7 protein-coding genes are annotated in these 12,874 nt (G+C 62.8%); 2 read left to right on the top strand and 5 right to left on the bottom strand.

The features are described 5' to 3' along the window. Positions 1-345, bottom strand: a 345-nt coding sequence (locus AC13EK_RS02300; protein WP_483022004.1) for an IS5 family transposase, incomplete at its 3' end; no start/stop codon positions are given. A 165-nt stretch (positions 346-510) separates the two neighbouring features. Continuing rightward, positions 511-2,631, bottom strand: coding sequence for a TonB-dependent receptor domain-containing protein (locus tag AC13EK_RS02295; protein ID WP_069338842.1), 2,121 nt, complete (start codon positions 2,629-2,631; stop codon positions 511-513). A 440-nt stretch (positions 2,632-3,071) separates the two neighbouring features. Here AC13EK_RS02295 and AC13EK_RS02290 point away from each other — a divergent pair, with 440 nt between their 5' ends. Next, the gene (locus tag AC13EK_RS02290) at positions 3,072-5,837 is read left to right on the top strand and encodes a bifunctional aconitate hydratase 2/2-methylisocitrate dehydratase (protein ID WP_069338841.1); all 2,766 of its coding nucleotides are present in this window, start codon (positions 3,072-3,074) and stop codon (positions 5,835-5,837) included. A gap of 98 nt (positions 5,838-5,935) precedes the next feature. Here the strand turns inward: AC13EK_RS02290 and AC13EK_RS02285 are convergent, their stop codons facing one another. Beyond that, a complete protein-coding gene (locus AC13EK_RS02285; RefSeq protein ID WP_069338844.1) occupies positions 5,936-7,480 on the bottom strand; it encodes an arylsulfatase in 1,545 nt (514 codons plus the stop codon). Between the two features lie 189 nt (positions 7,481-7,669). Here AC13EK_RS02285 and AC13EK_RS02280 point away from each other — a divergent pair, with 189 nt between their 5' ends. Further along, positions 7,670-8,155, top strand: coding sequence for a hypothetical protein (locus AC13EK_RS02280; RefSeq protein ID WP_069338840.1), 486 nt, complete (start codon positions 7,670-7,672; stop codon positions 8,153-8,155). 73 nt (positions 8,156-8,228) lie between these two features. Here the strand turns inward: AC13EK_RS02280 and AC13EK_RS02275 are convergent, their stop codons facing one another. After that, positions 8,229-10,928 carry a TonB-dependent receptor domain-containing protein gene (locus AC13EK_RS02275; RefSeq protein WP_277788111.1) on the bottom strand — a complete coding sequence of 900 codons (2,700 nt, stop codon included), beginning with the start codon at positions 10,926-10,928 and terminating at the stop codon, positions 8,229-8,231. Positions 10,929-11,019: 91 nt separating this feature from the next. Then, positions 11,020-12,675, bottom strand: coding sequence for a hypothetical protein (locus AC13EK_RS02270; protein WP_277788110.1), 1,656 nt, complete (start codon positions 12,673-12,675; stop codon positions 11,020-11,022). Between the last annotated feature and the right edge of the window lie 199 nt (positions 12,676-12,874).

Raw genomic sequence — 12,874 nt, 5'->3', positions numbered from 1 at the left:
GGCCAGCATCCCCTTTTTTACCCGCAGGCTTGATGCCGTGCGGTGCGCCTTCAGATAGGTCGCGTCGATCATCACCGTCTTGCGTTCGGAAGACTGAGGCGCAGCCAAACCTTCCATCATCCGCAGGAACACGCCCTTATCGCTCCACCGCTTCCAGCGATTGTAGAGCGTCTTGTGCGGACCATAATCCTTCGGTGCATCCCGCCAGCGCAGCCCGTTACGGTTCACAAAGATGATCCCGCTCAACACCCGTCGATCATCAACCCGGGGCTTGCCATGGCTCTTGGGGAAATATGGCTCAAGCCGCGCCATCTGGTCGTCCGTCAGCCAACACAGGTCACTCAATTCCAGTCTCCTCACGGAGCATGAATCAGATCGCAACGCCCATATCAATGGATCCTGACCCTAGCACCGACCAACTAAAATTGATCGCCTTTCAGACCACCTCTCCCTTCAGGGAGCCCATGACACCGCCCCGCGCCTGGCGCGCAGGGCGGGGCCCTTCTCCCGTCAGAAGTCGACCGTAGCCGAGAGCCAGAGGCGGCGCCCTTCCTGGTTGATCGAATAGGCCGGGGTCCAGGCGGTCGTCGTGCCGGTCTGATAGGGCACATAGACCGCATAGTCGGTGTCGAGGATATTATAGAGCGTCGCCGACAGGCGGAAGGCGGGTGCGACCTGGTAGGAACCACCCAGGTGGAAGACTTCATAGCTGCGGAAGTCGCCCACGGACGTCTGCTGCGCATTGGCGCCGCGATAGCGGCTGGAACGGATTTCGGCGCGGGTCCAAACGCTGGCCTTGTCGCCCAGCTTCCAGCGCAGATTGCCGTTCAGCATATGCTTGGGCATGCCGATCAGCGGCAGCCCCTCTTCCGCGCCGCTCAGCTGCTCGGTCTCGGTATAGGTATAGTTGGCCGTCAGCGACAGGGTGGAGGTCAGGGCGAAACGGGTTGCCACCTCGACGCCGCGGGTGCGGGCCTTGTCGATGTTGATCGACTGGCTGAACAGGTCGACGGTCGGGAACGGGCCGACATCCAGACAGCCGGGGCGATTGGGATTGCCCGAAAACTGGCAATTGGGGATGCCCGGACCGCTGGCGATCTTGTCGGTGAAGTCATTGTTGAACAGGGTGACATTGCCGCTGAAGAAGCCGTCGCCGTCATAATAGAGGCCCGCTTCATAGCTGGTGCTGGTTTCCGGCTTCAGCCCCGGCGTGCCGAGCAGCGGGATGCGCCCCTGCCCGCCAAAGCCAATGATGCCCTCGGCAATCTGTTCGACGCGCGGCGTCTTGAAACCGCGGCTGACGCCGCCCTTCAATGTCAGCACATCATTGATGTTCCATACTGCATAGGCACGCGGCGACCATTTGTCGCCAAAGGTCGAGTGATTGTCGTAGCGCGCGCCGCCGGTGATGTTGAAGCCGTCGACGACGGTCAGCGTCGCTTCGGCAAAGCCCGCCCACTGGGTGAACTTGAACGGCTCTGGGGCCACGCCCTCGACCATGCGCGCCTTCCAATATTGGCCGCCGACGGTGAAGGCCAGCGCGCCCGCCTTGCCGGCAAAGCGGGAATCGATGATGTCGTTGCGCGCCTCCAGCGTGCGCGGGCTGCCCGGCACAGCGCCCGGCGTGCCATTGGGGATCAGGCGGCCGATCGTCTCGGTCTCGTTGCGGGTCAGGGTGGTGTCGAGCTGGCCAAAGCCCATGCGCCAGCTGTGCGCGATCACATAATTGCTGCGGTTGAACCGCTGTTCGGGGGCATAGCCGCCCGATCCCAGCGTGCCCAATTGGCCCCGGCTATTGTCATAGCTTTGTTCGTTGCGATCATATTCGAACCACAGGTCATGATCGGCATGGGGTGTCAGCGTCAGCCGGCCACCATAATTATAGATGTCCGATTCCACCGGGTTGCGGCCCAAGGTCAGCGCCGGATCGCCGGGGATCTCGATGTCGGACCCGGCGCGATGGAAGACACTGCCACGCAGGGTCAGGCCGGCCAGCCCCTTGATGATCGGCCCCTGGGCAAAGCCGTTGACCGACTGGATATTGCCGAAGCGGTCATCGCCCTGGATCGTGCTTTCGGCGCTGGCGGTGCCGACCCAGCGATCGCCGACCTTGCGGGTGATGATGTTGACGACGCCGCCCATCGCGTCCGAGCCGTAGAGGGTGGACATCGGGCCACGCACCACCTCGATCCGGTCGATCGCGGAGAAGGGGGGCAGGAAGCTGGTGGAGGTTTCGCCAAAGCCGTTGGGCGTGACGCCGCCGGGCGCATTCTGGCGCCGGCCGTCGATCAGCACCAGCGTATAGTCGCTGGGCATGCCGCGGATCGAGATGTTGAGGCCGCCGGTCTTGCCCGCTTCGCCGCCGACATCGACGCCCTGCACATCCTGCAGCGCTTCGGCCAGGCTGCCGAACCGCTTTTCCTGCAATTCCTCGCGGCCCAGCACGGTGATGCTGGCCGGCGCCTCGATGATATTCTGTTCATAGCCGGCTGCGGTGACGACGATCGCGCTCGACTGCGCATCGGCATCGGGCGCCTGCGCCTGGGCGGCGACGGGCAGTGCGAGCGCACCGATCAGGGCAGCGCCCCCCAGCAGATGGGCACGCGTCGACAAGATTGCAGAAAATGGCATTTCAGACCCCCTTTGAAATAATAGTGCGACTTAGTCGCATTAGAATTTCACGGGCTGATGTGGAGGAAGAAGGTAGCGGTCAATCAATGATGATATGCCCGGCCGCCTGCGCAACAATTTCTCACAATCGCGACACCGGCGGAGCGCAGGCCTCTTCTTTACGGGACATGTTGGAGCCGCCTGGGCAACATAAGAAGGGTTGCAGACATCATGGTGGCACCCAATATCCGCCTTGACACTCGTCCGCCGCTACGGATCGCCTTCGCTCCCCGCGTAGCGAGCGCCGGGGCGATCCGGATCGGTGCATCCGGGCCTATCGGGCAGCTTGCAAGCCGGGCGATCTTGGCCTACGCGCGACCCGTCACCGCCCCAGGTCGGTCCATAAAGCCGTCCGGTGGTGCCACGCCCGGATTCATACACTTTATGGCATTGGATTTATAATGAGCATCTACCTGGATTATCTGGCCGAAATCGACAGCAGGAAAGTCCAGGGGCTCGCACCCAAGCCGATCGACGACGGCGCCCTCGTCGCCGAACTCATCACCCTGATCCAGGACGCGGGCAGCGAACATCGCGCCGACGCGCTCGAATTCTTCATCTACAACACCCTGCCCGGCACCACCAGCGCTGCGGGCGTGAAGGCCGACTTCCTCAAGAAGATCGTGCTGGGCGACGTCACCGTTGCGGAAATCACCCCCGCCTTCGCGCTGGAACTGCTCAGCCATATGAAGGGCGGCCCCTCGATCGCCGTGCTGCTCGACATCGCGCTCGGCGATGACGCGGCGCTCGCCGTCCAGGCGGGCGAAGTCCTGAAAACCCAGGTCTTCCTCTACGACGCCGACATGTTCCGCCTGCGCGACGCCTTCGCCGCCGGCAATGCCGTCGCCAAGGATGTGCTGGAAAGCTATGCCAAGGCCGAATTCTTCACCAAGCTCCCCGAGGTCGAGGACGAGATCAAGGTCGTGACCTTCATCGCCGGCGAAGGCGATATCTCGACCGACCTTCTCTCGCCGGGCAACCAGGCGCACTCGCGCTCGGACCGCGAACTGCACGGCCTGTGCATGATCTCGCCCGAAGCGCAGCAGGAAATCGTTGCCCTGAAGGCCCAGCATCCCGACGCGCGCGTCATGCTGATCGCCGAAAAGGGCACGATGGGCGTCGGCTCCTCGCGCATGTCGGGCGTCAACAATGTGGCGCTGTGGGCCGGCAAGCAGCAGAGCCCCTATGTCCCCTTCGTCAACTATGCGCCGGTCGTCGCGGGCACCAACGGCATCTCGCCGATCTTCGCGACCACCGTGGACGTCACCGGCGGCATCGGTCTCAACCTCAAGAACTGGGTCAAGAAGACCGATGGCGAGGGCAAGGCGATCATCAACAATGACGGCAATCCGGTGCTGGAGGAGGCCTTCTCGGTCGCGACTGGCACGGTGCTGAAGATCGACGTCAAGAACAAGAAGCTGACCGACGAGGCCGGCAAGGAACTGGTCGACGTCGCCGCCGCCTTCACGCCCCAGAAGATGGAATTCATGAAGGCGGGCAGCAGCTACGCCATCGTCTTCGGCAAGAAGCTCCAGACCTTCGCTGCCGAGACGCTGGGCATCGAAGCGCCCAAGGTGTTCGCGCCGAACAAGGAAATCACGGTCGAGGACCAGGGCCTGACCGCCGTGGAGAAGATCTTCAACCGCAACGCCGTGGGCGTGACGCCGGGCAAGGTGCTGCATGCCGGTTCGGACGTGCGCGTGAAGGTCAACATCGTCGGCTCGCAGGACACCACCGGCCTGATGACCGCGCAGGAACTGGAGGCGATGGCCGCCACCGTCATCTCGCCGCTGGTCGATGGCGCCTATCAGTCGGGCTGCCACACCGCGTCGGTGTGGGACAAGAAGGCCCAGGCCAACATTCCCAAGCTCATGAGCTTCATGAACAATTTCGGCCTCATCACCGCGCGCGACCCCAAGGGCGTCTATCACGCGATGACCGACGTCATCCACAAGGTGCTGAACGACATCACCGTGGACGACTGGGCGATCATCATCGGCGGCGACAGCCACACCCGCATGTCGAAGGGCGTCGCCTTCGGCGCGGACTCGGGCACGGTCGCGCTGGCGCTGGCCACCGGTGAGGCCACCATGCCGATCCCGCAGTCGGTCAAGGTCACCTTCAAGGGCCAGATGGCGCCCTATATGGACTTCCGCGACGTCGTCCACGCCACCCAGGCGCAGATGCTCCACCAGTTCGCTGGCGAAAATGTCTTCCAGGGCCGCATCATCGAAGTCCATATCGGCACGCTGCTGGCCGACCAGGCCTTCACCTTCACCGACTGGACCGCCGAGATGAAGGCGAAGGCGTCGATCTGCATCTCGCAGGACGAAACGCTGATCGAGTCGCTGGAAATCGCCAAGTCGCGCATCCAGATCATGATCGACAAGGGCATGGAAAATGCCGCCGGCACGCTCCGTGGCCTGATCGCTCTGGCCGACAAGCGCATCGCCGAGATCCGCTCGGGCGAGAAGCCGGCCCTGTCGCCCGACGCCAACGCCAAATATTATGCCGAAGTCGTCGTCGACCTCGATCAGATCGACGAACCGATGATCGCGGACCCGGACGTCAACAATGCCGACGTGTCGAAGCGCTACACCCACGACACCATCCGCCCGGTTTCCTATTATGGCGGCACCAAGAAGGTGGATCTGGGCTTCATCGGATCGTGCATGGTGCACAAGGGCGACATGAAGATCCTGGCCCAGATGCTCAAGAACATCGAAGCCGCCGAGGGCAAGGTCGAGTTCAAGGCGCCGCTGGTCGTCGCTCCGCCGACCTACAATATCGTCGACGAGCTGAAGGCCGAAGGCGACTGGGACGTGCTCAAGAAGTATGCCGGCTTCGAGTTCGACGACAGCCACCCCAAGAACGCCGCCCGCACCGAATATGAGAATACCCTCTATCTGGAGCGTCCGGGCTGCAACCTGTGCATGGGCAACCAGGAAAAGGCCGCGAAGGGCGACACCGTCCTCGCCACCTCGACCCGCCTGTTCCAGGGCCGCGTGGTGGAAGACACGGCCGAGAAGAAGGGCGAATCCCTCCTCGCCTCGACCCCGCTGGTGGTGCTCTCGACCATCCTGGGCCGCACGCCCAATATGGACGAATATAAGAAGGCCGTGGTCGGCATCGACCTCACCAAGTTCGCCCCGCCCAAGGCGGCCTGATCAAGACCGCCGCCCGATCGCAGGATCGGGCGGCGGCATCAGGACAGCGATTATCAGGAGCGGCGCGGGACAGTATCCCGCGCCGCTTTTTTCATGGTTCAGCTCGCGCCGCCCGCCGCATCGCCCATCGCGTTGATGGCGTCGTCGATGGTGAAGGTGTTGGGCTTCTGGATCGGCGGGAATTCCTTGAAGGTGTCGGCAAATTGGGCCGCGCCCGCCTGTGCGCCATAGAGCAGGAAGGTGTTCTTCAACACCCAGTCATAATAGGTGTTGGATGTGATGTCGGCGAACTCATAGGGATCGATCCGCAGGTTGAAGAGCTTGGGAATGCGCAGCCGGGTGAACGGCTCGCCCCAGACCTTCATCGTGCCGGCGCAGCGCTGTTCCAGGAACACGCATTTCCAATTGTCGTAGCGCATGGCCAGGATGTCGCCATCGTCGCTGATGTAGAAGAAGGCGTTGCGCGGGCTCTTCTCTTCCTTGCCGGTGATGTGGCCGACCAGGCTGACGCCGTCGATATGGTTCTTGTAGGTCCGGCCGATCGCCTTGTAGCCCTTCTTCACCTTCTCGATGATATCGGGCTCACCCGCCATTTCCAGGAAGGTCGGCAGCCAGTCATGATGCTGGACGATGCCGTTGGAAACTGATCCGGCCGGCACCTTGCCCGGCCAGCGCACCATCATCGGAATGCGGAAGGCGCCTTCCCAATTGGTGTTCTTTTCGCTGCGGAACGGCGTGGTGCCGCAATCGGGCCAGCTGTTGCGATGCGGGCCGTTGTCGGTCGAATATTGGACCAGCGTGTCCTCGGCGATGCCCAGTTCGTCCAGCAGGTCGAGCAGTTGGCCGACATTCTTGTCATGGTCGATCATGGTGTCGTGATAGTCGGACTGCCAGCGGCCGGCCTGGCCCTTGCTGCCCGGCTTGGGGTGCGTGAACATGTGCATATGGGTCGTGTTCACCCATACGAACCACGGCTTTCCATCGGCCTCCGCCTGCTTGATGAATTTCGACGCGCGTTCGACGAATTCATCGTCGCAGGTTTCCATACGCTTGGCCGTCAGCGGGCCGGTATCCTCGATCTTCTGCTTGCCGACCTTGCCCCAGCGCGGCATTTCGGTGGCATCGTCGACATCGGTCGCGAAGGAATGGATCACCCCGCGCGGGCCGAAGCGTTCCTTGAAATGCGGCATGTCCGGTTCGTTGAGCGGATAATTTTCCATCTCCGGCTCTTCTTCGGCGTTCAGGTGATAGAGATTGCCGAAAAATTCGTCGAAGCCGTGATTGGTCGGCAGCATATGGTTGAGGTCGCCCAGATGGTTCTTGCCGAACTGGCCGGTGGCATAGCCCTGTTCCTTCAGCAGCGCGGCGATGGTGATGATCTTGTCGCTCATGCCCACCGGCGCGCCGGGAATGCCGACCTTGGACAGGCCTGTGCGCAGCACGCTCTGTCCGGTGATGAAGGAAGAACGGCCGGCGGTGCAGCTCTGCTCGCCATAGCTGTCGGTGAACTTCATCCCCTCCCTGGCGATCCGGTCAATATTGGGCGTGCGATAGCCCATCACCCCGTCGGTGTAGCAACTGAGGTTCGATATCCCGATATCGTCGCCCCAGATGACGAGGATATTGGGTTTCTTGTCGGCCATGGCGCTTTCCCTTCGCATGAACAGGAATTGGGTCGCCTGTGTCTGCATGCTCGCCTGGCAACGGGGTATCGGGGAAAACCCTGTGAAGCGCCCGCGCGCACCGCCAGGCTCTTTCCTTTCGCACCCGTCATGGCATGATGGAAGAAATGCGCTGGGGGGCCTCGCGTGATTACAGCCTATGACAGGAGCATGGCGCCGTTTGACTGGACGGCGATCCTCTATCTGATCTTCTTTGCCCTATTGTTCCTGGGCGCCCGCTGGTGGAAGCGATCCGGGCGACGGATGCCGCGCCATATGCCGGCCGCGATCCTGCTTGCCGGCCTGTGGTTCGGCGGCCTGCCGCTATTCGACCAGTTGCGGGTCGGCACCATGGACATGGACCAGATGAGCGTGACCAAGGGGCGGATCAGCAAATTATGGGACATCCGCACGCGCAGCCGGAATACCGACCCCCTCTCCTTCCAGAAACATCAGACCAATATAACCCATGGCTTCGACATCGGCGGGGAGAGTTTTTCCTGGCACGAGGGCAGCCGCTGTCCGGTGGCGACCTTCTGCGGCTTTGCCGGCGGTCCGCCCTATCTGCGCGAAGGGCAGAAAGTGGAGATAACCTGGTTCGCCGACCCGCTGCGCTTCGGCAAGCGCCGGATCGTGAAGCTGCTGATGGAGAAATGAGCCCGCACCGCCGATCCCCCAACGCAAAAGGGCGCCCGATCGGGCGCCCTTTCCGTTTCGGCTGTGCCTGACGTCAGAAGGTCGTCGACAGCGAGAAGTTGAAGGTCGTGCCATAATTATAGGCGTTGTAGATGACCTTGTTGGTGCCGTTCGACTGGCTTTCCTCATAGTCGTTGCCCAGGATGTTGCGCACCTCGAACTTGGCGTCGAACTGGCGCCCTGCGACATAGACGCCCTGGCGCGCCACGAAGTCCAGGTTGATGCCGGGATGTTCATAGACGTCCGGCTGATCCTGGTTGGCCAGGCCACGGCTGGTCACGCGCTTGCTGGCATAGGACAGGATCAGCGTCTGCTGCGACAGCTTGTCCTGGTCTTCCAGGCCGAACTGGAAGTTGACCAGATGGTCCGACTGGCCCGTCAAAGGCGAACCGTTGCGGAAATAGTCGGTCGCCAGCGTCGACGACGCGCCGAACACGGCGGTCGTATCGCCATCCTTCACCTTCAGCTTCGACTTGGTGTAGGTATAGTTGGCGATCGTCACCAGACGGCGGGTCGAGAAGAACGCGCTGTCCGACATGGACGACAGGTCGAAATATTTCTGCAGCTCGACTTCGCCGCCATAAAGGTCGGCCTTGGGGGCATTGGCGAAGCTGGTGATGAACGCGTCGCTGTTGAGCGAGATGAAGGTTTCGATCGGATTGTCGATCGTCTTGTAGAAGCCCGACAGCGTAAAGCGCTGATCCCGCGCGAAATACCATTCATAGCGCGCTTCCGCGTTGAACAGCTTGCTGTCCTGCAGATAGGGGTTACCCTGATAGCGACGGTTGGTGTCCGGGTCGAAGTAGAATTGATAGATCAGCTCGCGGAACTGCGGCCGGGCAATGGTCTTCGACGCGTTCAGGCGCACCTGCATGTCGTCGCGCATCTGCCAGGTCAGCGTGCCGCTGGGCAGCCAGTAATTGTTGTCGAGCTGGGTCGAGGCCGTGCCAGCGCCTGGCGTGCTGAACACCTGCAGTGGCGACACATTGAGCTTGGCCGTTTCATAACGCACGCCCGCGTCGAGTGACAGGTCGTCCAGGATCTGCCAGTTCAGCTTGCCATAGCCGGCATGGTTCTTGAGCGTCGCGCGGAAGGCGGGATTGCCTTCGTTGGTCTCGATCAGGGCAATGTCATAAGCGTTGACGATGCCCGGTGCCAGCAGCAGGTCGGGGCGCAGCACGCCCACGCCTTCAGGCATGTCGCTCGACGCGCGGAACTGGAAGTCGCGACGCGAGCTGGTGCGGTTGGTGTCGACATAGGCATAGCCGGCGGTCAGCGCCATGTCGGCCGACGGCTTCCAGGTCAGGTCCGCGCCGCCCGACCACAGATCTTCGTTGAGGTCGGAGAAGCTCACCGTCGCGGTCTGGCCGGTATTGCCGTTCAGGCGGTTGACGAACAGATTGCCATAGGGGTCGGCCGCCGCATTGGTGCGGATATATTCGAACGACAGTTCATAGGGGGCTTCGCGCTGCGAATTGGCGAAGCCGCCGCGCACGTCCAGGCTGAACGCCGGGCTCAGCTTGAACTCGCCCACCACCTGCGTGTCGATCAGCTGGCGCTCATACCAGGCGGTATCCTGCTCCATGATGTCCGACGTCGGCTGGGTCTGGGTGTTGCCCAGACCCATGCGGGTGTGCTTGAGCGTGTCGCGGATATAGAGGTTGGTCCAGCGGATCTTGTTGTCGCCAAACTCCAGGCCCAGGCCCAGCAGGCCGTTGACGACGATGCGATTGTCGGTGGTGACGCGCTGGAAATCCGAATTGAGCGCCGACAGGTCGGGCGTGATCGAATTTTGCTGGCGCTGGTCGCGCGTGGTCCACTTGTTGCTGTAGCCCGCGGTGGCGATCAGGCCCAGGGTCGAGCCGCCCAGGTCGAACGAAGTGCCGCCCGAGATGGTCGCCGAATAATTGGGGTCGATATCCTTGATGCGCTGGACGGTGCCCTTGCTGAAGCGCACCATTTCCGCCGCGATCGCGGTGGTATCGACATTGCCCGAGCTGATCCGTTCGCCGCTGGCGAAGAAGGCGGCGAGTGCCGGCGGAATGTCGCGGCTGCCATTGTCGAAGCCGGTCCAGTCGCTCTTGCTGCCATAATAGCTATAGCCCATCTGATAGGTGGTTTCGGTGTTGGCACCGATACCGCCGCTGATCGTCAGGAAGCTTTCCGCCGGCACCGCATTGGTCGTCAGGTTGATGACGCCGCCGCCGAACTCGCCGGGATAATTGGCCGAATAGCTCTTCTGCACCATCGAGGACGAGACGATGTTGGTCGGGAACAGGTCCAACGGCACGACGCGCTTGAGCGGCTCGGGGCTGGGCAGCGGCGAACCGTTTAGCAGCGCGAGCGAATAGCGATCGCCCAGGCCTCGGACATAGACATAGCCGTTGCCGACCACCGACAGGCCGGTGACGCGGCCCAGCGCGCCGGCGATGTTGCCGTCGCCCGTCCGGGCGATATCGGCCGAAGACAGGACCGAAACCACCGCCGGAATATTCTTCTGGACGTTGGCACTGCGGCGGCCGGTGACGATGATGTCGGAACCGGGGACCGAAATGTCGGGCGCCGCCTCCGGATCCTCGGCGGTCGAACGACCGGCAGCGGCAGCAGGATCGACCGCCTGCGGATCGGACGTGGTGGCATCGGCGGGCGCGGGCACTTCCTGGGCCAGCGCGGCCGGCGCGACCAGCGCAGTGGAAAGCAGCAGCAGGCCCGCGAACTTGAGCGGCGTCGCCATCGAATATCCCCTAGATAAGGTCATTGCACGTTTCGGGGCGGGATGCGGCCGATTATGGCCGCGTCCCGCCCCGCATCAGGTCCGTCCCGTCTTAGAGCGGGATCGAGGTGCAGGCGCGGCGCGCGGTGCTGGTGCTGTCAAACGGCGCGTAGGCCGAGTTGCAGGTCCAGCCGGCGAACCAGGTGTCGTTGGCATCCTTGACCGCGCCGACATAGGTCGTCGTGTCGAAGAAGCTGTCCAGCGTCTTGGCGTCGATCGCGGTGGCGGCGGTTTCGGCCGCACCGTTGATGAACACCGCGCTCAGCGAGGCCGTGTAGGCATCATTGTTGTTGTTGCCGCTGAAGATGGCGGCGACATCGGCGGCGGTGTAGGCGGTCGCGCCGCTACCCGAACCGATATACTTCGCCGCGTTGCACTGCATCAGCACCGAACGGGCGGTCAGCGTGGCGCGGGTCGCGGCAGTGCCGGTGCCATGCAGGCGGACGCACTCGTTGTTGGGCGACACGACAATGCCGTTCACCAGCGACAGGTCGCTGTTGCCGCGGTTCAGGATCGATGCCTGGTCATTGGCTTCGTTGTTGCTGCTGACCTGCGACTGGATCGCGGTGAAGTTGGCGACGATGGTGTTCTGGCGCGGGGTATCGCTTTCCAGACCATTGCTGTCGACTTCCATCAGCGCGTCGCCCTGGCCCGGACGCTGCACGATCAGCACATATTGGAAGCGGCCCTGGATGCCGGTGTCGGCGTCGAGGCTGTCGTCATCCGCGCCGGTGGCGACATAATGCTTCATGTGGACTGTGCCGCCAAAGAATTCCGCGCCGTCATCCGAGCTGTTGAAGCTCTGGATATAGTCCAGCGTGGTGGCGCTGCCGGTGCCTTCGGTCGTCAGCGCCTGCAGCTCCGAGTTGGAGCCCAGAACATAGCCCGAATAGCGGATCTGCACATATTTCATCGTGCCCGCATTATAGGTGTCGTCACGACCACCATAGACGGCCGGATCGGCCGAACCTTCGGTCTGGCGCTCGCAAGTGTCTGCGCCAACGGAACCGCCGCTGTTGCAGTCGGTGACGCGCGCACGGCCCATCAGCACGACGCCGCCCCACTGGCCCATCGAGTTTTCAGTCGAGTTGCCGTTGATATTGTCGCGGCTGGTGAAGATGATCGGCGCGCTGGCGGTGCCGACGGCATTGATCTTGTTGCCGCGGTTGACGGCCAGCCAGCTCGTGCCAGTGCCGCCATAGACAATGACGCCCGGCTCGATGGTCAGGGTGACGTTGGTGTCGGCGGTCAGTTGGCCACCGACCAGCGTGAAGCCGTTGGCGGTGGTGCAGCCCACGGTCGAGCTGGTGACGGGCGCCGAGGCGGTGGGCGCAGCGAAGCCGCTGTCGCAGCCGACGTCGACGCGGCCCTTCATCTGATAGACCAGGCCGGCAATCTTGGGCAGGGTGATGCTCTTGGCGATGATCGAAGGCAGCGTGCAGACGCGCCAGGCATCACCGTTCGCGCTGGAAATGGTGCCCTCGTCGGTCAGACCCTTGGGATCGGCGATCGTCGGGCAGCCCGCAGCCGGAGTGACGGCGGCCGGGGTCGGCGTGGGGGTCGGGGTCGGCGTGGGGGTCGGCGTCGGGTTGATGATGACGTCGCCGCCGGTGCCGGGCGAAGCGATATCGTCCGCGCCGCAGGCAGCCAGCGCCGCGCAGGCGCAGCCCGCCATCAGGATATTATGGATACGGTTGATCTTGGCCATGTCGTCTCCGCTCCGGCTTCTGCCGGGTTTGTTGCGATGCGGAGCGCAAGGGGGAAAAGCGAATCGGACAACGCCCCCTGTCGCCCTCGGAAGCGGCAGGTAGGCGCGGTAAATGACAGCCTCATTTTCCTTTTATGACATATCGGGGTCGATAAAATTACAGTTCAAAGACAGTGACCCAACCGCCACAGCCAACAGA

The sequence above is a fragment of the Sphingobium sp. L-44 genome (assembly GCF_056859495.1).
The sequence above is the reverse complement of the archived record's forward strand: the minus strand, read 5'-3'. Positions and strand labels throughout refer to the sequence as shown.